Origin of the sequence: Litoribacter populi (genome assembly GCF_007483685.1) — a bacterium.
GTDB lineage: Bacteria > Bacteroidota > Bacteroidia > Cytophagales > Cyclobacteriaceae > Litoribacter > Litoribacter populi.
The window spans coordinates 3,146,014-3,168,480 of sequence record NZ_VMKN01000001.1; the positions used below are offsets into that span (position 1 = coordinate 3,146,014).

At 47.7% G+C, this 22,467-nt stretch carries 16 protein-coding genes and 1 riboswitch; of the genes, 10 read left to right on the plus strand and 6 right to left on the minus strand.

Annotated elements, in window-relative coordinates; genetic code table 11:
- Positions 1-82: 82 nt before the first annotated feature.
- Entirely contained in the window at positions 83-1,174 is a 1,092-nt protein-coding gene (locus FPL27_RS13670) for a glycosyltransferase (RefSeq protein WP_143961622.1), read from the minus strand.
- 624 nt (positions 1,175-1,798) lie between these two features.
- Between FPL27_RS13670 and FPL27_RS13675 the strand changes: the two genes are divergently transcribed.
- Positions 1,799-2,404, plus strand: a complete 606-nt coding sequence (locus FPL27_RS13675) for a hypothetical protein (protein WP_143961623.1) — start codon at positions 1,799-1,801, stop codon at positions 2,402-2,404.
- 451 nt (positions 2,405-2,855) lie between these two features.
- Positions 2,856-3,272, plus strand: a complete 417-nt coding sequence (locus FPL27_RS13680; protein ID WP_143961624.1) for a hypothetical protein — start codon at positions 2,856-2,858, stop codon at positions 3,270-3,272.
- Positions 3,273-3,566: 294 nt separating this feature from the next.
- Here the strand turns inward: FPL27_RS13680 and FPL27_RS13685 are convergent, their stop codons facing one another.
- From FPL27_RS13685 to FPL27_RS13695, 3 genes are all read right to left on the minus strand, one after another.
- Positions 3,567-3,845: a YciI-like protein gene (locus FPL27_RS13685; protein ID WP_143961625.1), complete on the minus strand. Its 279-nt coding sequence runs from the start codon at positions 3,843-3,845 to the stop codon at positions 3,567-3,569.
- 553 nt (positions 3,846-4,398) lie between these two features.
- Positions 4,399-7,443, minus strand: coding sequence for a histidine kinase (locus FPL27_RS13690; RefSeq protein ID WP_143961626.1), 3,045 nt, complete (start codon positions 7,441-7,443; stop codon positions 4,399-4,401).
- A 4-nt stretch (positions 7,444-7,447) separates the two neighbouring features.
- Positions 7,448-8,167 carry a LytR/AlgR family response regulator transcription factor gene (locus FPL27_RS13695; RefSeq protein WP_143961627.1) on the minus strand — a complete coding sequence of 240 codons (720 nt, stop codon included), beginning with the start codon at positions 8,165-8,167 and terminating at the stop codon, positions 7,448-7,450.
- A gap of 472 nt (positions 8,168-8,639) precedes the next feature.
- Here FPL27_RS13695 and FPL27_RS13700 point away from each other — a divergent pair, with 472 nt between their 5' ends.
- From FPL27_RS13700 to FPL27_RS13735, 8 genes are all read left to right on the plus strand, one after another.
- The gene (locus FPL27_RS13700; protein ID WP_143961628.1) at positions 8,640-10,058 is read left to right on the plus strand and encodes an SLC13 family permease; all 1,419 of its coding nucleotides are present in this window, start codon (positions 8,640-8,642) and stop codon (positions 10,056-10,058) included.
- A 1,156-nt stretch (positions 10,059-11,214) separates the two neighbouring features.
- Entirely contained in the window at positions 11,215-11,583 is a 369-nt protein-coding gene (locus FPL27_RS13705; protein ID WP_143961629.1) for a four helix bundle protein, read from the plus strand.
- Positions 11,584-12,333: 750 nt separating this feature from the next.
- Positions 12,334-13,140: a universal stress protein gene (locus tag FPL27_RS13710; protein ID WP_143961630.1), complete on the plus strand. Its 807-nt coding sequence runs from the start codon at positions 12,334-12,336 to the stop codon at positions 13,138-13,140.
- A 393-nt stretch (positions 13,141-13,533) separates the two neighbouring features.
- Entirely contained in the window at positions 13,534-14,352 is an 819-nt protein-coding gene (locus tag FPL27_RS13715) for a universal stress protein (protein WP_143961631.1), read from the plus strand.
- Between the two features lie 574 nt (positions 14,353-14,926).
- A riboswitch (SAM riboswitch) is annotated at positions 14,927-15,031 on the plus strand.
- A gap of 7 nt (positions 15,032-15,038) precedes the next feature.
- Positions 15,039-16,205, plus strand: a complete 1,167-nt coding sequence (locus FPL27_RS13720) for a trans-sulfuration enzyme family protein (protein WP_143961632.1) — start codon at positions 15,039-15,041, stop codon at positions 16,203-16,205.
- A 135-nt stretch (positions 16,206-16,340) separates the two neighbouring features.
- Entirely contained in the window at positions 16,341-17,312 is a 972-nt protein-coding gene (locus FPL27_RS13725; RefSeq protein ID WP_143961633.1) for a hypothetical protein, read from the plus strand.
- A 153-nt stretch (positions 17,313-17,465) separates the two neighbouring features.
- Complete coding sequence (locus FPL27_RS13730) at positions 17,466-18,704, plus strand: serpin family protein (RefSeq protein ID WP_143961634.1); 1,239 nt, start codon at positions 17,466-17,468, stop codon at positions 18,702-18,704.
- Between the two features lie 519 nt (positions 18,705-19,223).
- A complete protein-coding gene (locus FPL27_RS13735; RefSeq protein ID WP_143961635.1) occupies positions 19,224-20,687 on the plus strand; it encodes a Gfo/Idh/MocA family protein in 1,464 nt (487 codons plus the stop codon).
- Positions 20,688-20,739: 52 nt separating this feature from the next.
- On the opposite strand, the gene FPL27_RS13740 is transcribed toward FPL27_RS13735, so the two are convergent.
- Together FPL27_RS13740 and FPL27_RS13745 are read right to left on the minus strand one after the other, a co-directional pair.
- Entirely contained in the window at positions 20,740-21,786 is a 1,047-nt protein-coding gene (locus FPL27_RS13740; RefSeq protein ID WP_143961636.1) for a DUF748 domain-containing protein, read from the minus strand.
- Between the two features lie 59 nt (positions 21,787-21,845).
- Positions 21,846-22,226, minus strand: a complete 381-nt coding sequence (locus FPL27_RS13745) for a DUF983 domain-containing protein (protein ID WP_143961637.1) — start codon at positions 22,224-22,226, stop codon at positions 21,846-21,848.
- Positions 22,227-22,467 lie beyond the last annotated feature (241 nt).

The window sequence follows — 22,467 nt, forward strand, 5'->3', positions numbered from 1 at the left end:
GGTAGAACAATGACAACAATGACAACTTAGCCGGGGAGGCGAAGCCGACTCACGGCTGGACAACCACGACAACAATGACACCTCACTCTTTCCACCCATAATGTACGCTATGATACTCACCAAGCACGTAGACCTTATCGTATTCTCCTGATACAAGGTTGGCCACTATGGCTTGCGGGGTGAGTTGGGATTGGTAGAGGGATGTTAAGTTAGTTCTGAGTTCCTCTATTTTTTCCTGGGGCAAAGATAAGAAGGTGTTTATTTTTTCATTTACGTCTTGCAGATTTTCGAAGGTGAGGCAATTTAAATCAGGTGCGAAGGTGGGCTTCATCACTCGGGCGTACTCGCTTTGCATGATGGGAATACAACCTGCGGACATGGCTTCCACGATGTTGTGGCAAAGGGGCATCACCACTCCCGGAAATGCGAAGAAAAACTCAAACCTGCCTAAGTATGCTCTGATCTTCGATTGGCAGATCGGGGTGCCCTTGCTGCAGTTAAGGATTACGAGTTTGTGATCCTGCTTGGAATCGAGAAAGTCCTCCAACTCCTGTTCCCCGCACAGTTCCAAGAATGCTGGATGTTGGTTCAGCTGTTTATATAGCGGATACCGGCTGATGACGTTGAAGGTGTTCTCGTTGTCCGTCTGGCTATAATTTTTCTCCTCAAAGCTTCCGATGAAGATTATGGATCTATTGCGGGGCTGTGTTTCCTTTATTTCCTCATTCCAATAACCCCGGAAATACATCTCAGGGTGTTGGCCGATGGGGATATGGTAAGATTTATCCCGGGATGAACGGCCAAAATAATCCAGGCTGATGTTGCTATCGTTGAAAGTTAGGCAGGTGGTGTTTTTTGGGGGGTGGCCGAATGTAATGTCTTTTTCCTGAAACAGGTATTGTGTGGAGCTGTCCTTTTTGAAGTAGTACCTATCTCCCAGGCTCATCTGTATATACACCCTATGGCCATTCATCAGAAAGAATTTGATCAGCAGGTAGAGGTATCGGCTGTATCGTTTGGCTTGGGTGAGTTCAAAATGGACGATGGGTTGTCCCCTATCCTTTTGGGATCCCATGTACCGCTGGTAAACCCACAGCACGGAGAGATAATCCCGCAGATTTTGCGTTTGGACGGCAAGGTGGTAGCGTAGGGATTTGTATTTGCGTAGAAGCATGGTGGTTGTGGCTAACTCGTTTTAATTTACGATCAAAATGGCGGATTAAAAAATGGTATTCGTGGTTGTCCTCCCGAAGACGCTTCGCTGTTCGGGTCTGTTGTCTCGGCCCGCTATCGCGGACCTGGGTTGTCATTGTTGTCAGTGTTCTATGTAGTGTGCAGCCACGGAAGGGATGAAGGTTCTTCAGCGACGACACCCCCAACCCCTAAAGGGGAGCTAGATTAAGGGAAGAAATGTAGACCACGCTACTATGCCTTCATCCCAGCCGTAGGTAAATTCCTGCTGGGCGCGGAGGTAGAACAAAGACAACCCTGACAACCGAGCCGGGGAGGCGAAGCCGACCCACGGCGGGACAACAGCGAAGCGGACAACTACTAGGTAATGGAGAATTAGGAATGAGGAATTAATAATGAATGATGAAGTGGTTCAGGAAAGAAACGCTTAGTTCTGATCATAACGTCACTCCTCCTTGCGTCCGCTGCATCCTCTTTGCGCCGTGGCGAGAAATCGTTTTGTTCACCCAAACCACCGTTTTGTTTGCTGAAAGTGGCGTTTGTCAATTGGGGATGGAAAGGTGATGGTCATCGGGTATGTTTGTAGAGTGATAATGATACAGGTTCTATGATCCCGATAGTATTACTTCAAGACAGCAGCTTTATGTTTACCGGCACCCGGGGATTTTGTTTCTTCGAGGCGGGGGCGCAGAGCGTGTCATTGGGTTTGCTGGGGTTGGAGGAGCAAGCGAAGAATGTGCTGGTGGAATACTTTCGGAAGGCTTCGCTGTCTAAGAAGATAAGTTCGTACAACCAGCCGAGCCGCAACCGGACGGTGATGGTGGAAGGCGACAGGAGGATTGAACTGGAGGATCCGCTTATACATAGGAAGGATGCGAATAGCATGCGGGAGGAACTGGAGAACAGGGATGCTTTCATCTTTATGTTTGACGGCAAGCGGGCTCTGGACGATGTGGACTATGCCATACAGGTGAAGGTGCATATGGAGTTCATCAACCGGGTAATCAACGGCCACAAGATCATCGTGCCCATCGCCACCTTCAGGGACAGGGATGAGAAAAAGCTCTTGGGCACACACAAATTAGAATCGAAATTCTTTCTTGAAAACCAGCTGGGCAACTGTCTGCTGGGCTTCAACATTCACGATATTGTCCTGGCCAACATGGAAAGCGAGACCCATTTGGCTGAGATCAAAAAAGCTTTGTTTCATTAGGAAACAAGGGTGGTTGAACAATTGAAAAAGGTGGCTGTGTTACGGCTGCCTTTTTTTTGTGTGCGTGGTTGTCCTCCCGAAGCGAAGCTTCGGGATTGTTGTCTCGGCCCGCTATCGCGGACCTGGGTTGTCAGGGTTGTCATTGTTCTATGCAGTGTGCAGCCACGGGCGGGATGAGGGTGACCGCAGCGACGACAATGAAGGTGGGTTTCGGCAGCCTTCATCCCGCCCGTAAGTAAATTCCTGCTGGGCGCGAAGATAGAACAACGACAACTCGACAACAGTCCCGGGGAGGCGCAGCCGACCCACGGGACGGACAACTATGACAACAACGAGGTAAAAATGGAGAGTTAGGAATGAGGAATCGTTTCGCCCGCTGCGGTCTCGTGGCGATCCTTGCGAGAAACCGTGCTCGCCACCCAGTGCTCGTTCCCCCAAAACCCACTTTTGTTTGTTCAAATGGGCTTTGGTACATTGGATAATGGAAAAAGAAGGGCATGGGTTACTTTTGGGGATGGAGAAATTTTTGTCCCAGCAGACCCATGTGTCGGAGGATATCCGAAAATACATGACCCCCGCCCTGATGGCGGAACTAAGCCTATTGCCTACAAATAAGAAAATGGAGTTTCTGGACCTGTATATGGCCCAGGTCAAATCGCTTTTATGGGCCTACATTGCCTTGGTGCTTATTTTTCCGTTTCACTATGCCTATCAGGATAGATGGGGCAAGCAGGTGCTTTTTTGGGTTACCGCCGGTGGTTTGCTGGTGTGGTGGATCGCGGACTTTTTCCGGCTGCCGGATATGATCAGGGAGTATAATGAGAAGCTGGGATTCAGGATATTGGAGAAACTGGAGAGAGAGGTTTAAAGGGTTAAGGTTAAGGGCGTGGTTGTCCTCCCGAAGCGAAGCTTCGGGATTGTTGTCTCGGTCCTGCGTCCCTCAGTTGTCAGGGTTGTCATTGTTCTATTTAGTGCGCAGCCACGGGCGGGATGAAGGTGACCGCAGCGACAACAATGAAGGTGGGTTGCGGCAGCTTTCATCCCAGCCGTAGGTAAATTCCTGCTGGGCGCGTAGGTAGAACAACGACAACAGCTTCACTCGTCGTCCCTCCTAATTCGCTATGAGGGAGAAGCTCAGTGCCCAATGCTCAGTGCTCCGTGCTCAGTTCTCCACTACTACCTTCCAAGGGCGTACAAACCACTTTGTAATCAACCCATTTTTCACATAAGGATCGTTTTCGGCGAATTGCTCGGCGATGGCGGGGGAAGGGGCCTTGAAGACGAGGAGGGCACCGTCGGCGGGGTTTTCCAGGGCTCCGGCCAGTATCAGCTCTCCCCTATCTCTTGCCTCATTTGCCAATCGCAGATGCTCTTCTCTGAAAGGCGTTCTTTTTTCTATGTAATTGTCGATGGTGGTGTAGAAGAGGACGTAGTGGTTCATTTTGGTTTATAGGTTTAAAACGGTTTAAAGTTTAAAGTTTAAAATTTAACGGGTGAGAGGGGGGAATTGTTGGGGAGATACGTGGTTGTCCTCCCGAAGCGAAGCTTCGGGATTGTTGTCTCGGTCCTACGGCCCTCAGTTGTCAGGGTTGTCGTTGTTCTAATCTGTGTGCAGCCACGGGTGGGATGAAGGTACCGCAGCGAGGACAATGAAGGTACCGCAGCGACGACAATGAAGGTGGGTTCCGGCAGCCTTCATCCCGCCCGTAGATAAATTCCTGCTGGGCGCGAAGGTAGAACAACGACAACTCGACAACAGTCCCGGGGAGGCGAAGCCGACCCACGGGGTGGACAACTGCGAAGCGGACAACTACTTGGTAGAAATGATGAATAATGAAGTGAAGGCAGGAAAGAAACGCTATTTCTGCGCCAATCGCCCCTTGCGTTGCGCCTGCCTTCCGGCATAGGGAGGCTCGCTGCGTACTCGTTGCGCTCGTTGCGAGAACCCTTACTCCGTGCCCAGCGCTCAGTGCTCCTTGCTCAGTCCTCCTTGCTCAGTGCTCCGCACTCACCACAAGCTCCTCAATCACACCCTCCACCACAAATCTGGCCGGCAGGACAAGCTGGACAATGGTGCCTTGGCCGGGGACGGAGTTGAAGTGATACGGGGTGTCGACTTTGCCACGCATGAGTTCCATGCGCTCTTTCACCAGGTAGGTGCCCTTAGACTGGTGGAGCTTAGGCATCTTGACCTTTGGGGTGCCCATGCCGTTGTCCTTCACCTCACAAAGCATGTTGCCGTCTTCGGTCAAATGGAAGGAAAGGGTAAGCTCCGGATTATCATGCTGATGGTCGAAGGCATGGACAAAAACATTTTCTACAAAAGGCTGCAGCAACAAAGGCGGAATCAAGGTCTCTTTGACGTTTAACCTTTCATCGATATTCATCTTAAAACTCACACGGTTGTCAAATCGCATGTTTTCCAAATTGATGTAATTGCCCAGAAACTGTACTTCCTCATCCAAGGTAATGGTCTGCTGAGAACTGAAATACAAGGTGCTGCGGATCAGGCCTGTGAAGGCATGCAGGAATTCCAAGGCTGTATCGGTCTCGTTGTTGAGCATGTAGAACTGTATGGAATTCATTGCATTGTAGATGAAATGAGGGTTCATCTGGCTGCGCAGGGCCTCTAGCTTGGTTTCCACGATACGGGTTTCTATGGCGGCTTTCTTTTGCTCTTCCTGCTTGACCTTACGCATCCTGTAGCGGTAAACCCCATACACAATCAAAATAACCCAGACGCTGGAAAAGAACAAAAACCACCAGGTCAGGTAAATCGGGGGCTGGATGGTAAAGGCCAACAGTTCATGTATACTGAGGGAATCATTTTGCAAATCATGCACCTGCACCTCTATTCGATAATCTCCTTTGGGCAAATAGGGCAAGGTGATTTTTGTCTCTGTCTGGTAAGGACTCCACTCCTCTCCAGGCTTCAAGCGGTACCTGTAAAGTAACTTTTCAGGGAAAGGATGCCTATGGGGAGAAAAAGCCAGGGAAAGGGTGTTTTGGTCGTGGTCAAGTTTTAAGTATTCTTTTTCAAAGACAAACCATTTAAATACCCCACCCTCATAAGGTTTGTGGTTGACATTGAGCTGATAGAGGCCCAACTCAAATTCGTAGTTTTTCTCCTCCAGCAAGGCAGGCAGGTTAACTTTGTAATATCCTTTATTTGTACCCACCAGAAACTCGTCTCCCACCACTTTGGCGGCTGTGAAGATCTTGTGGGTAAAACCCTGTTCCTCGTCAAAAAACCTCAATCTTCCATCCTTGAAGAAATTCAATCCCCGCTCGGTGGCAATGATGAGATAATCCTGATAGGATTCGACAAACAGTACCGTGTTGCCTACAATGACGTCTTTTTCTATCTTTTCGGTAATGCGGAAATCAGGATGGTCCTCAGCAATATAAACCTCTCCAAACTCTGTAGCGATCACAAGCTTGCCATTTTTGGTAAAATGCAAACGCTTCAGCTTGAGCTCGTCCCATAGCCCCTCCTTTTCCAGTGATTTGAATTTCCCATCTTCATAGGCGTAAAGGCCATGGAAAACAGAGGCCAGATAAGTCCTCGAACCTGAGTTTCGGATATTGGCAACCTGAACCGGGTTTTGTGGCTCCAAATCTGAAAAGTAGGTGTACACCATTTTCCTGGGGTCCTCATAAATTCTTGTTCCCCCATAAAAGTTGGATTCCATCAATTTTCCATCAAGGGTAAACCCTATATGATAGGCATGTACCGGCATATAGGTCAAGATCTCCCCTTCCCTGTTCACCTCAAATATCCCAATGTTGCTGTTGAGCCAATAATGACCTTTGTTGGTATGGAGTTCATAAAACTCTATATCCTCAGCCGGTAGGTCAAACTGGAGCTCGAAGAAATCATCTTTATGTTTTGGCAGATGGTCGGCATTGGATTTCAGGTAGTCTATTTGGGCATTTTTGAAGGATGCGAGGTCCGTTTCCTGCAGCTTATTATTTTTGTTCAAGGACAAACCTTTGGAGTGCAGTACGGCTTTTTGTCCCTCAATTTCGGCAAATGCTTTTACCTTTCGGTCAATGAAGGGTTTATAGATAATGGTTTCATCGAGATACAACTTGAACAGTCCTTCATCATTGGAGCCTACGTAAAGCACATTTTGCTGTGGATCATAAGCAAGGGCAAGGATTGTTTTTGACTCCATGTTGAAATGCCTGCTCATGTCAATCATGGTATTGTCCTTGATCTCAAACAACCCTCCGTCTTTGTTGTAGAGTCCCCAGGCCGCGGCAAATCGTTTTTTTGAATTGGTTTCTACCAGATCCCAAATCACTGATTGTCCAAAAGAGTTGCTGGCCAGCTTTTTATCCAAAAAACCGGAAGCACTAACCTTGCATACCTGACCTTTGTCGGCCATGAAAATCTCATCATCGAGGGATTTGCTGAAGTAAATCAGCTGCTGCTCATTGTGGGGAACACTGGCAATTCCATTGTTACTTTCCTTGATCTCAAAAGTGCCTACCCCATAGGTGGTATAAAAGACACGATCATCCAAGAACTGAAAGCTGGACACATAGCTTTGTTCGTGATCATATTGGGAGTCGGAGACCTTTGTGACCTCATGGGTGACTTCATCGATGATGGAAACCCCGTTTTCGGTACCTACATATATTTTTCCGTTGTGGTAGGAGAGCTTTCTGACTTTGTTGTTGACCAGTCCTTTTTCTCGATCGAATACTTTGAATCGGTTCCCGTCAAACAAACTTACTCCTCCCCCATAGCTACCAAACCACATGTCTCCTTGGCTGTCTTCGGTGATAGCCCAGCAGTTGTTGAAGGCCAGTCCGTGGGACTCGTCGAAGTTGAGGAATTCCCCGTTGCGCATTTTGGAGACGCCGTTTTCGGTGCCTATCCAGAGTACGCCACGGGAATTGTAATACAGGGAGCGGATGCCGTTGTTGGGCAGGCCGTCCAGGGTGGTGTACTGCTTAGTCGGTCGCTGTTGGGCCATACTGGGCAGGGCCAACAGCAAGACAAGGATGGCGAGGAGGAAATTCTTTGCCAAGGTGTTAAATCTTTATATTCTTGATGGTATTGGAGCCGGCATCCAAAATTAGGTTGTCCTTCATAAAAAGCTTGTTGTGCTTTTTATCGTAGCGGATGATATTTTTGATGTTGAGCACCAGGGATTTGCTGACGCGCATAAACTGTTTTTCGGGGTAATTTTCCTGGACAGCTTTCAGGTTTTTGGACACCATGATTTCTGTGCCGTCCGTTTTATAGATGGAAGTATATCCCCTATCACCTTTCATGTAGGCTATTTCATGGTTATGGACAAACTCAATGTTATCGTTGGTGGAGAACAGTTGGAGTTCCAGCGATTGGGAATTGCCAATCAGAGAGTCGAGTTTGCGGTTTATGTTGGTTTCCTCATAGTTTTCGATAAACTCCTCCATTTTGCTTTTGAGCTCATTCGGGTTGATGGGCTTGAGGATATAGCCGAAGGGTCGCAGGTTGATAGCCTCGCGGGTCATGTCATGTGCGGTGGTGAAGATGACTTCAAAGTCCCGGTGTGGCATTTCGGCAAAGAGTTCGAACCCGCTCCGGTGGGGCATCTGCACATCGAGAAATACCAGGTCGGGGTGACCTTTTTCCCTGAGGTGCTGGAGGGCCTCATCCAGGGAGAAGCATTTGCCTACGATCTGAAACTGGCTGGGGAAGTCTTTTTTCAGCAAGATCTCCAGGGTATCCTGGGCATGTTTTTCGTCGTCAACTATTAGGACTTTCATTTGGGGAAGGTATTTGGATTATTCTGGGATTGTGGGGCAAAATAGTGAAAGAATTCTTAACTAAAAAGAGTGTAGAGGTTTAATTCCCTGCGGGAAGGTTTGAGGGTTTAAGGTTTAAAGCTTATGATTTAAGGCGCAAGCGAGGTCGAGGGGATGCGGGTGGCAACCTTCAACTGCCTTCATCTGCCTTCATCTCTAACCTTCTAACCCTCCCGCCGCGCGACAGCGCCGGGAATCTACTTTCTACATCCTATTCTGGTAAATAGTAGATAGTAGATTCGCCGCTGAGATAGTTGGTTGTCCGCTACGCCGTTGTCCACCCCGTGGCCTTTGCTGCGCAAAAGGACGGGGTTGTTGTCATGGTTGTCATTGTTCTATCCTGTGTGCAGCCACGGGCGGAGATGAAGGTAGTAAGGTACTTGATTGTCTTGACATAGTTTCCTAATTTTATGAGGTAACTACTACCTGAAATATGTTTGATAGCGATTCGCGGTATGCCGCTCTGAAATGGTACAGGAAATTACGTTTGGGGTGGATATTTAATACTTCCACGTTTATCGGGAATTTTGTGATTGCGCTGGTTGTCACATATTTTTTTGATGGGTTGGGATATGGGGAGGCGGTTAATTACGTCTTCTTTCTCTCCATGCTCTCGATAGGCCTCTGGGTGACAGAAGCAATACCTCCTTTTGCCGTCGGCATCTTTATCATCGCTACCCTCCTGCTGGGTTTCGGGACAGATTATATAATTGATGAAAGCAGTCCCGTAGATATCTACGTCGGCACCTGGACCAGCAATGTGATATGGCTCTTGCTGGGCGGGTTCTTTTTGGCGGAGGGTATGCGGGTGGTGGAACTCGACCGTTCACTTTTCCGCTTCACCATCCGAAGGTTTGGCAGTCAGCCTGAAAAATTGCTTCTGGGCCTTATGCTCACCACCGGAGTAGCCAGTATGGTGATGTCCAATACGGCCACCACAGCCATGATGGTTTCCAGTATCATCCCCCTCATCCACCTGATGGGCAAAAAGTCTCCCTACTCAATTGCCTTGCTCACGGGTATTCCGGCTGCTGCATCAGTTGGCGGCATAGGAACCATAATTGGCAGCACGCCAAACGCCATCGCCGTGGGTGCCTTGCAGGAAAATGGAATCAACTTGACTTTTATGGATTGGATGATCTTTGGTTTCCCGGTGGGTATATTTTTGGTAGTGGCTTTCTGGAAGTTTCTGGTGACCCGCAACAAGCTCAAGGGCTTGGAGATAGATATTTCAAAGTTGCCCAAAAGCAGCGACAAAGTGGATCCGTTCAAAAGAAAGGCGGTGATTTTTACTTTGGCGGTGACAATACTGATGTGGCTTACCGAACCTATTCACGGCATTCCTGTGGCAGCCACTTCTGCTGTTCCAATTGTATTGCTGACCATGACGCAGGTAATCATGGCGGATCAGGTCAGAACCTTGCCTTGGGATACGTTGATGTTGGTGGCCGGGGGCTTGGCTCTGGGCATTGCACTTGTGGAAGTAGGTCTTGCAGACATTGTCATGGGTGAGGTAAACAGGCTACCTATCCCCACCTATGGGATTGCGATTGTGTTTAGCTTAGTGGCGGTGATGCTGTCCAATGTAATGAGCAACACGGCGGCGGCTTCCATCTTGGTGCCACTTGGTCTTTCGTTGCCTGGCCTTTATGCGGTGGCGGTTCCGTTGATTGTGGCGATCAGCTGCAGCTGTAGTCTTTTGTTGCCGGTTTCGACTCCGTCTAATGCGATTAGTTATGCTACTGGGTTGATTGAGCAGAAGCAGTTTAGGCCGGGTGGGCTGATGTTGATATTGCTGGGGCCGTGGACGGCGTTTGTGGCGGTGATGTTGTGGAGTTTGGTGTTTGTGTAGGGAAAGTTGTCCGCTTCGCTGTTGTCCCGCCGTGGGTCGGCTGCGCCTCCACGGCTCGGTTGTCGGGTTGTCATTGTTCTATCTTCGCGTCCAGCAGGAAACTTTATTTACGGCTGGGATGAAGGCTGCCGGAACCCACTTCATCATTCATCATTCAGCGTTCATCATTCATTATTAATTCCTCATTCCTAATTCTCCATTACCTAGTAGTTGTCCGCTTCGCTGTTGTCCACCCCGTGGGTCGGCTGCGCCTCCCCGGGGTTGTTGTCGTTGTTGTCATTGTTCTACCTTCGCGCCCAGCAGGAAACTTTATTTACGGCTGGGATGAAGGCTGCCGGAACCCACTTCATCATTCATCATTCAGCGTTCATCATTCGTTATTAATTCCTCATTCCTAATTCTCCATTACCTAGTAGTTGTCCGCTTCGCTGTTGTCCACCCCGTGGGTCGGCTGCGCCTCCCCGGGGTTGTTGTCGTTGTTGTCATTGTTCTACCTTCGCGCCCAGCAGGAAACTTTATTTACGGCTGGGATGAAGGCTGCCGGAACCCACTTCATCATTCATCATTCAGCGTTCATCATTCGTTATTAATTCCTCATTCCTAATTCTCCATTACCTAGTAGTTGTCCGCTTCGCTGTTGTCCACCCCGTGGGTCGGCTGCGCCTCCCCGGGGTTGTTGTCGTTGTTGTCATTGTTCTACCTTCGCGCCCAGCAGGAAACTTTATTTACGGCTGGGATGAAGGCTGCCGGAACCCACTTCATCATTCATCATTCAGCGTTCATCATTCGTTATTAATTCCTCATCCTAATTCTCCATTACCTAGTAGTTGTCCGCTTCGCTGTTGTCCACCCCGTGGGTCGGCTGCGCCTCCCCGGGGTTGTTGTCGTTGTTGTCATTGTTCTACCTTCGCGCCCAGCAGGAAAATACCTATGGCTGCACACTGCATAGAACACTGACAACAATGACAACCCAGGTCCGCGATAGCGGGCCGAGACAACAATCCCGAAGCTTCGCTTCGGGAGGACAACCACGACAACAACTATTTTTAAATCTGCAAATTTGATCGTAAATTAAGGCTCTATTACCCTGTTTACTTCTATTAACTTTTTTCTAACTTTTTCCTTTACGATTTTTTTAAACAATCTTTTAGATACTATGAAAACTTATCATGACCTCGAAATTTACAAGATTTCTTTCGAGCTGTTTATTGAAACTCACCGCTTTAGCCATTTTCTGCCAAAGCAGGAGCTTTATGAGCTGGGAAGCCAAATAAGAAGATCGGCAGATTCCATTAACTCGAATATCGTGGAAGGCTATGGGAGGAGGAAATATAAAAATGACTTTTTGAGGTTTTTAAACTATGCGCACGCCAGTAATCTGGAGACAATTAATCATCTCAAAAAAATATCTATACTCTATCCTGAAGTCATGGAGCTATCTTCAGATTTATCAAATAAATACGGTAAACTTGGGGTGAAGATTTATAATTTCATTGATTACGTAAGTCGGGAGTGGAGGGTGTAAGTTGTGGTTGTCAGGGTTGTCCGTCCCGTGGGTCGGCTGCGCCTCCCCGGGACTGTTGTCAGGGTTGTCAGTGTTCTAGTTCTGCGCCCAGCAGGAAACTTTATTTACGGCTGGGATGAAGGCTGCCGGAACCCACTTCATCATTCATCATTCAGCGTTCATCATTCATTATTAATTCCTCATTCCTAATTCCTAATTCTCCATTACCTAGTAGTTGTCCGCTTCGCTGTTGTCCGTCCCGTGGGTCGGCTGCGCCTCCCCGGGACTGTTGTCAGGGTTGTCAGTGTTCTAGTTCTGCGCCCAGCAGGAAACTTTATTTATGGCTGGGATGAAGGCTGCCGGAACCCACTTCATCATTCAGCGTTCAGCGTTCATCATTCGTTATTAATTCCTCATTCCTAATTCTCCATTACCTAGTAGTTGTCCGCTTCGCTGTTGTCCCGCCGTGGGTCGGCTGAGTTGTCGGGTTGTCATTGTTCTATCTTCGCGCCCAGCAGGAAACTTTATTTATGGTTGGGATGAAGGCTGCCGGAACCCACCTTTATTGTTGTTGCTGCGGTACCTTCATCCCAGCCGTGGCTGCACACTGAATAGAACAACGACAACAATGACAACCTAGTCCGCCGTGGCGGACGAGACAACAGTCCCGAACAGCGCAGCGCTTTCGAGGCGGACAACTACGCTTTCTTTTTCCATAAATAATAAGTAACTTAATCTAGATACTTAAACCACTCTATAAACTTTTAAAAAATGAAAATACTCGTGCCAACTGACTTATCGGAGAATGCTGATGTGGCTTTGGAGTTTGCCAAGCAGATGGTGATGAAAACCGGGGGGGAGATAATGCTTCTTTTTTCTTATTATGCAGTCTATGATTTTGCTGCGCAGGCCACCCAGATCATACACCAGATAGAAAAAGACGCCAAGAAACACCTCAAAAAAACCATCAAGGAACACCAAACCGAGGGGCTTAAAATGGATTACATCATCGTGCAGGGAACGGTGACCACTTCCGTGAACACCGCAGCGAGGGAACTCAAAAGTGACCTTATCGTGATGGGAACCCAAGGGGCTAGCGGCATCAAAAAAGTGCTTTTGGGTTCCAATACCGCGGACATGATCAAGGAAACCAAAACCCCAATATTGGCTATCCCCAATGACGCCAGTTTTTCGAGATTACAAGAAATCACCGTGGCGGTGGAGTTGAAGAAAGAGGACCGCAAGGCGATTGAAAACCTGATTGAACTGACTTCTCCATTGGGATTACCCTATGAGGTGCTGCATATTGACAAAGGGGATGATTTTGATACTGAAATAAGCTTTAAGGGTTTTAAAAGTCACCTAAACGAAAGTTTCCCGCACCTGCATTTCGAGTTTTTCAACCAAAAGGATGAGAACTTTAATAAGGGACTGGACAGGTTTCTAAAAGACCATCCGAATACCATGTTGGTGATGTTCAGCAAGACGAGGAGCTTTTTTGAGCAGTTGTTCAGTAAGAGTCATACGGTAGAGACGGCGTATCATACGCATGTGCCGTTGATGGTGATAAAGAGTTAGGGGCGTGGTTGTCCGCTGCGCTGTTGTCCCGCCGTGGGTCGGCTGCGCCTCCCCGGCTCGGTTGTCGGGTTGTCATTGTTCTATCTTCGCGCCCAGCAGGAAAATACCTAAGGGCGGGATGAAGGCTGCCGGAACCTAGGTTCATTGTCGTCGCTGCGGTACCTTCATCCCAGCCGTGGCTGCACACTGAATAGAACAATGACAACCATGACAACCTAGTCCGCCGTGGCGGACGAGACAACAGCCCAGAACCGCGCAGCGCTTTCGGGACGTACAACCACGTGACAAACACGAAACTTTGCTATATTGATTTGAGCATTAACCATTAATTTTTAGTAACTTACTTATAATTAGGAGTATATTTTTAACTATAGTTTTTGACCCCAAAGTACTATGAAAAGAATATTAGTTCCCATTGATTTCTCCGGCTATTCGGAAAATGCGCTGCTGAGTGCGGTGAAAATCGCAGCGAAGGGCGATGCCCATATTACTTGTATAAATGTGGTTAATTCCCCATTGGACTGGGGGAGCCTCTCGGATGAGCAACGCAATAAGCACAAAGAGCTGATGGAACTCGAGGCTGAGGCCAAGGAAAAACTGGACACCTTCGTACTGGAACATGCCATCAGCACCAACCCAGTGGAAACTTTCGTGGATATAGGTTTGCCGGCCAATAAAATCCTGGAAAATGCCAAGCGTCTCAATGCTGACCTGATTGTGATGGGGGCCTATGGTAAAGGGCACACACCGGACAAATTCTTGGGTTCCAATCTCCAAAAAGTAATCCGCCAATCGATTTGCCCTGTTCTAGCGGTCAAGTCGGTACTGGACAGTGCCTCCCTTAGAAAAATAGCGTTTGCTTCCATCTTTTCGGCAGACAGCAAGCCTGCCTACATCAAGCTAAAGCCATTGATCAACTTCCTGCAGGCTAGCCTCAACTTTGTCTACATAAACTCCCCTGAAAAGGACAGCGAAAATGCCATGGAGGCCATGGAAAGATTTTTAGTGGGTGAGCATGATCTCATTATCCAAAAGCATATATTCAATGCCCCGGAAGTGGAGAAAGGGATTCTCCAATTTTCTGAGATGAACCAGATTGGTATTATCGCCATTGCGAGCGGGAATAGAAAGGGGGCGCGCAGCTATCAGATTGGGGTGACGGATACGGTGCTTTTTAAATCGGATATCCCGGTGTTAAGTGTTAATATTTAGATTCGGGGTCGGCCTCCCGAAAGAGGTAAACTGCGCCTAACCGGGACTGTTGTCGTTGTTGTCATTGTCCTATCTCGACGCCCAGCAGGAAATTTTATTTACGGCCGGGATGAGGGCTGCCGGAATCCACCTTAATTGACGTCGCTGCGGTACCCTCATCCCTTCCGTGGCTGCACACTACATAGAACCCTGCCTACCGGCAGACAGGGTTCCGCCTCCCTCGCAACGATCTCCTTATGTGGGTGGCAATCTTCATCTGCCTTCAACTTTAATCCACCCGCCGCGCGTCAGCGCCGGGTAATAAACCTCTAACCGAAATGATGAATAATGAATGATGAAGTCTGGGCAAGAAGGCTGAAGAAAGCGGTCAAATCAGCGGTGTAGATGGTACATGGTATCTTTGTACCAATTCGGAGGTACGAAGTTAGAAATACGAAGTACGAAGAAAAACAGTCAATCACATACTTTTAATGATGAATGTCGAATGATAAATGTCGAATGATGAATAATGAAGTGGGGAAACCTTGGTTCTCCAAAAAATAATCCCTTACTTTACCCTACACTTCAGGCAACTGATTTATAAAGAAGAGGCGAGAGATTAGGCTCGAGGACCCTCTGGCAACCGTCCCCATACGGGGGAAAAAGGTGCCAAGACCTACCCATAAAGGAACTATAAATTAGCATTCATGGCTTACCAAAACCCAGAGACCAGCGCGGTTAGGACCACGGCTGGCCGTTCGGACCAACGGACGCACTCATCACCCATTTATCTTACATCCAGTTTTACCTTTGACGACGCGGAGGAAGCGCGGCAAATGTTTGCAGAGGAAATCCCGGGCAACATCTATTCAAGGTACAGCAATCCAAATTCAGACGATCTCATCAGCAAGGTTTGCGCTGCTGAAGGCACCTCTGACGGGGTTGCCACCGCCTCGGGCATGGCTGCGATGTTTGCCAGTATTGCCTCCGTTCTGCAGCAAGGCGACCATATCTTGGCTGCCCGATCCCTTTTTGGCTCTACCCACCAATTGCTGACTAGGGTTTTTCCAAAATGGGGCATCACGCATACGTATGGTGACATCAGCGACATCGCCAATTGGGAAAAGCTGATCCAACCCAATACCAGGATGCTTTTTGTGGAGACCCCTTCCAATCCGGGCCTTGAAATCATAGATCTGGAATGGCTGGGAAGTTTTGCCAAGGCCCACAACCTTATTTTGGTGGTGGACAATTGCTTTGCCACCCCTTATCTGCAGCAGCCCGCCAAGTGGGGCACGCATCTGGTCACGCATTCGGCCACCAAGTACATTGACGGCCAGGGTAGAGTGCTTGGGGGATTGATCCTTGGCACAGAGGAATTGATCCAGGATGTCAGATTCTTCACCCGTCATACAGGCCCGGCAATTTCACCTTTCAATTCATGGTTGCTAGCCAAGAGTATGGAAACCCTTCCAGTAAGGATGGATAGGCATTGTCAAAACGCCTTGACCTTAGCTGAATATTTTGAGGGGAATGCTAAAATTGACAGGGTAAAGTACCCTTTCCTTCCCTCCCATCCCCAATTTGACATCGCCAAAAAACAGATGAAACTAGGAGGCGGGATAGTTACTTTGGAAATAAAAGGCGGACTGGAAAAAGCAAAGGCTTTCATTGACCGACTTCAGATGGTCTCCATTACTGCCAATTTGGGAGATAGTAGGACAATTGTCACCCACCCTGCCTCCACCACACATAGCAAATTGTCGGCTGAAGAGAGAAATCAAGTGGGGATATCCGATGGATTAATCAGGATATCAGTCGGTTTGGAACATGTGGATGACATTGTTGCGGATATTGAACGGGGGCTGGGTTAAAATTAAACGTTTATTTCTCTGACTAACTATTGATTAGATTATTGGCTTTCAGTATATTAGGAAGATGGTAGGCTGAGGACCGAAGACGGGAGGCGGGAGCGGATACTTATATTTTTTAATATATAATTGGTCAATATGAAAAATAGTTTTTTGTCAAAAAAAACCAAGCGGCAATTGGGAGTGGTTAGGTATGAAAATTCAGAACCACGAATTAGGGCCGCTCAAATTATCTATTATAAATTCAAACAGTTAGGCAGATACCTTGAGTATCTGGGTACAAAAACATACCGATTGTTATTGCATCAGTTAAACCCGCCCCCGCAATTTACAACAGCATTGGTAACCAAATCGGGAAAGGTTCGACTGATAGATAGTGATAGGATGTTTGTCTATAGCCCGAAAAGTCAGAAAACCTTGCTTCCATTGTTTTTGGATGACTATTTTAGGTTTTTTGAAAAGCCTATAATAACCACAGCCCAAATTAAGGATAAACACTTTTTCAAAGAAAGGTTTTATGGCAAAGAGCAATTGCATGAAAGCTACCGATGCCATGCATATTTTAGGCAGATTGCTAGCAAATATGTGCAATACCTGAACTACCGGAAAGGGGTATTGATGCCCGACTTTTTCTGGGGGACAATGAACCTATTGAAGAATACCCTGAAATCAAAAACGCTCCAAGAGTTTATTGACCTTGAATTCGATAGCCTTTTCTGGGCAGAACAACATTTACTTTACTTTCCCAGTCACGGAAACTTCCAATCCGAGAAAGTTATAACTTGCGGAAAGCGTTACTTTATCCTAAATCTTGTTGATTTTGGAACTATGATGCCAGGCTTCCACGATATAGTCACTTTGCAAATGGACTTGGAAGAAAAAGGAAGGAGGATGGATGATGCCGAGCATGTATTGATAGAGAAGTGTATTAACAGATCTTTTTCTGAAGAGCCAAACCTCAGCCCGTACATCATCAGCTTCATTTCCTGGGTCTTTGCTGCAGCGCATCAAATAGAAAGGCAGGACATTGACATAATACCGGCTCTGCAGGAAAAATGGGAAAGGTTTTATAAGTACGAAGTACGAGGAAGGCAGGATGAAGTGGCCTAGGGGTTTATTTTTCCTGCGGGAAGGTTTAGGGGGTTAAAAGGGCATAAAACAGCGGGATGTCCTGGGGTGTACTTGGTACATGGTATCTGAGTACTTAGTACAATAAGTAGCGTTTTCAGTATTTCATTCGTCTTATAGAAAAAGGCGAAAAGTATGAGAGCACTACTGTTATATTCTGCATTGTTTCTATTGATGGCTTCCTGTGTGGGACAGGAGAAGCCGGAGGAGAACCTGCCCAACTTGAGGGCTTTGAGTCTTTACGAAAAAGAGTTGTCCCAATCCAGTCAGGCTTTTGCCATTGACTTTTTTCAGCAGATAAGCAATCCCAGCGAAAACCAGTTTTACAGTCCTTACAGCGTGCAGCTGGCGTTGGCAATGGCCATGAACGGCAATGTGGAGGAGATACTGGAGGAGTATCTCGAGGTGTTGAGGTTTGACAACCTGGATATGGAAGACGCCAACAAGGCCGCTCTGGAGCTAACCCAGTTTCTAAGAGACGTGGATCCCAAGGTGAAGCTCAACATTGCTAATGGCATTTGGTACGACCAAAAGCTGCAGGTCAAAGCTCCTTTCAAGCAGAATATGGAGCATTTTTACCAGGCAAACCTGGAGGCAGCTGACCTACGCTCCCCCCAAACGGTACAGGGCATCAACAATTGGATCGACAGGCAGACTCAGGGGTTGATCAAGGACATGCTGGATAGTATCAGCCCAGATGCGGTGATGTTATTGGTAAATGCCATTTACTTCAAAGCTGATTGGAAATTCCAGTTTGATAAGAGTTTAACTTCCAAAAAACCATTTAAGCTAACGAATGGAGGTGATGTGCAGGTAGACATGATGAGAACCAAGGAAGCTGCAAACATTAAAACATACAACGGTAATGGGTTTGCCTACCTGGAAATCCCTTATAGTACCGGGCAATACAGCATGGGTGTAATCCTTCCTGACGGTGTGGGTTTGGAAGACATTAAGCAAGAAATAACCTTATCCAACCTTACCACTTGGCGGGAAAGCGCCTATGAAACGAGTGTGATCCTGGAAATGCCCAAGTTTAAGATGGGCTACAAAATCGAAAACCTGAGTGAGGACTTGACTGATATGGGTTTAAGGACACCATTTGTTGATCATCCCGAGAATTTTACTGAGGTTTTTGAGACATCTGGTCCGCTGAAGATCAGCAGGGTCATTCATCAGGCTTTGATCGAAGTGGATGAGAAGGGAACGGAAGCTGCTGCGGCCACGATCGTAGAAATGGAAATGACAAGTATGCCTGCGGGACCGCGCACGGTAACTTTGGATAGGCCTTTCATATTTTTTATCCAGGAGAAAGCTTCCGGGGCGATGCTGTTCATGGGGCAGCTTACTGATCCGGGGGAGTTGGGGAGATAAAGGTTGTCCGCTGCGCGTTGTCCACCCGTGGGTCGGCTTCGCCTCCCAGGGTTGTTGTCGAGTTGTCATTGTTCTACCTTGACGCCCAGCAGGAGAATATCTACGGAAGGGATGCGGGAGGTTGTCCGCTGCGCCGTTGTCCACCCGTGGGTCGGCTTCGCCTCCCCGGGTTGTTGTCGAGTTGTCATTGTTCTACCTTGACGCCCAGCAGGAGAATATCTACGGAAGGGATGAGGCAGGGGAGCACGATCGCCACCTTCCTCCCTGTCGTGGCTGCACACTGAATAGAACAATGACAACCCTGACAACAACCCCGTCCATTGCGCAGCAAAGGAAACGGGGTGGACAACAGCGAAGCGGACAACCACGCCTCCCATTCGATGAACCTTTTGGAAGGCTTCAAAACCATTCAACATCTCAGCGCTCCATTTTCCTGAAATGAAAAGGAAAGTATAGACTTTTTTTATAAATTGGAGTTTCTAGCAGTTTTGTATACCACCTAAACACCAATCTTTTTAGATGAAAAAGGACGAATCACCTAAGCAAAATAACTCCAGAAGAGACTTTCTCAAATCATCAGCGTTGGCCATGGCAGGCTTTTATCTGGTTCCCAGGCATGTACTCGGTGGACCGGGATATACTGCTCCCAGCGATATGCTGAACGTGGCCGGAATCGGTGTCGGCGGCATGGGCTTTAATGACGTCACCGGCGTTTACAAAAGCGGAAAGGCCAATATCGCTTTCCTATGTGATGTGGATGACCGAAGGGCAGCTAAAGCCCGACAGGAACACCCCAAAGCCAAATATTACCGGGATTACCGGGAAATGCTGGAAAAGGAACATGAGAACATAGACGCAGTAACCATCTCGACCCCCGACCACAACCATGCCGTACAAGCCATGGCTGCCATGCAACTGGGCAAGCATGTGTATGTGCAAAAACCCCTTACCCACGACATCTACGAGGCCAGAAAGCTAACTGAAGCTGCTGAGCGCTACAATGTGGTAACCCAAATGGGAAATCAGGGTTCCTCCGGGGAAGGGGTCCGACAGATGATGGAGTGGTATAATGCCGGCATCATTGGCGAGGCCCATACGGTTCGCTGCTGGACGGACAGACCTGTTTGGCCTCAAGGCATACCTTGGCCGGAGGAAAGCAAAGCTGTACCTGAGGAGTTGGACTGGGATCTTTGGTTGGGTACAGCTCCTTATAGAGAATATGTAGACGGACTGGTTCCCTTCAACTGGAGAGGCTGGTGGGATTATGGTACTGGAGCCCTGGGCGATATGGCCTGCCACATCATGGAGTCACCGTTTAGGGTGCTGAATCTGGGCTATCCTACTGAAGCAGAAGCCTCTGTGGGGTCGGTATATGTAGATGAATTTAAGCGGGGTTACTTCCCTGACAGCTGTCCTCCCTCCTCTCATGTTACCCTTAATTTCAAAGGGGACAAAGAGCAGGACATCAAATTCCACTGGATGGATGGAGGTATTCAGCCACCGAGACCGGAGGAACTTGGACCAAATGAAACCATGGGGGATGGTGGCAACGGTGTGATCATAGAGGGTACCAAAGGTAAAATGATGGCCTCCACATACGGACGAAATCCACGCTTACTACCTACCTCCCGCACCGAGGAAGTAGATGTTCCTAAAACTATTGCTAGAGTAGAAGACGGTGAGGCCGGTCACTATAAACAATGGGTGAATGCCTGTATTGCCGGCCACGGCAGCGATGAGTATAATAATCTGAGTTCGCCATTCTCCATAGCCGGACCGCTGACTGAATCAGTATTAATGGGCAACTTGGCGATCAGAAGCTATGATATCCGCAAGCCAGTAGGTGGCGAAGAAGGACGATATGAATATCCTGGAAGGCATATCAAGTTGCTTTGGGATGGTGAGAATATGAAGGTGACTAACTTTGATGAGGCGAATCAGTTTGTGAAGAGGGAGTATAGGGAGGGTTGGAAGCTTATTTAAGAACGAGGTACGAGGTACGAAGGACGTGACTTCGTACTTCTAACTTCGACATCTACTCCCCAAACTCTAAGGCGTGGTCCAGGTCTTTTTGGAAGGCTTCGATGAAGGCGTTGCGGAAGACGTTGAAGATGGTTGGGATGAGTTTTACTTCGGAGCCCGTGGTGTCTCCTTGAAACGGTATTTGGGTGGCGACCTGCTCTTCATCTGGATTTTCAAATATCCCGAATGCGACTCCTACTACCCCTTCCCATGCCCGTCGCCAAAAGGATTTGTCCTCCTCCTTATGGTCAGAGATTTCAACATTAGAGAAGATAGGCTTGACATAACCTTCAAATATGCCATCCTTCATAATTATTTCTGTACCCAGGTACATTTCCCCTTCGGAAAAAGTAAACTTGGCGTAAGCTTCGGTAAAATCGCTCAACTCTGTGAGATGCACCCCGTCTAGTTCAAGATTAAGGTCCATATCCGGGTTTGCTTTTAGAATGTTTAGGTCAATATGCCCGGTGAGTACCCCTCCCCCATTGGTGGTTCCGGAAATGGAAACCGAAGAAGGCAAAGCTTTTTCGCTTTTTTGAATATTGCCCAAATTGGTGGCATTGACATCCAGATCCTTTACATAAACATCAACCTTGGGACTTGAAGTGGGGTCTAGGTAATGGATTTCCCCATTTTGAACGGTAAAAGCATTGATCCTGAATGGGACCAAGTCATCCAAAACCATTGCCAAATCGGCCTCATCACCATCATCTACCTCCTCCCCATCATAAACATAATTCAATACAGGATTGACCAATCCCACATCTCCAACAATTTCCCCCCGAAACAAGGCGCTCCATTCAAGGGAAATATCTATGGTAGACACCGCGAAAAAAGGAATATCATCCGGGGTTTGCTTGTCGGTAAAAATATAGAGGGAATCAACCTGATAAGCGCCGCGATACAGCTGTATACTGACATCATTGACCCTACCATGCATACCTTCCATCTTCCCCAAAGCCTGATTGACCTGCCTAAGAGCGATGGGCTCTAGGGCAAAGTGAAGAAAAAGAAAGATAAATATTATTACAGCTAAAGGTATCCAATATCGCTTTTTCATAGAAAGAGATTAAAGCCAAAGAACACTATTCTCTTTCCATGTCAAATCTTATACCATTGTCAATTTTGTTCTGGTCTGTACTTCAACTTGCCCAATCCGTAAAGGTAAAGCACTTTACTGTAGCGTTGCATAAAGGGAAGCAACACCAAATTGGCACCTACTACCGTTACGATGTATACCCAAAGTTCGGGTTCGTCAAAGACGAAATTGAGGATAATCATCACGTTGATGAATAAAGCAACAGAAAAGGCATAGCTGATATAGAGGGCACCGTAATAGAAGTCTGGCTCGGGGTAAAGGTTGGCTCCGCAATGTTCGCAGGAATGGCGGACTTCGGTGAGTTTGCGGAAACTGTAAACTGGTACGTTGAACATATGGCCTTTTCTGCAACGGGGACATTTGGCTTGCAACATGGCGTTGCTAAGGGATGTTTGAGACATAAGTGGAAGGGGTAGATTACCGATATAAAGATAGGGGAATAAGTGAAAATAACCATGAAGCGATCTTGGTTTAGGGGGTTAATTCCCGGCGCTGACGCGCGGCGGGAGGGTTAGGGGTTTAGCTGCTCCCAGAGTGCTTCGTAACTATTTCCTTACTTCGCTGCGTTCGTGGCGTCTTTCGCTGCGCCGTGGCGTGAACTCTTCCTTGAAACCTTTTAAATTTTAACGAATCTTTAATTGG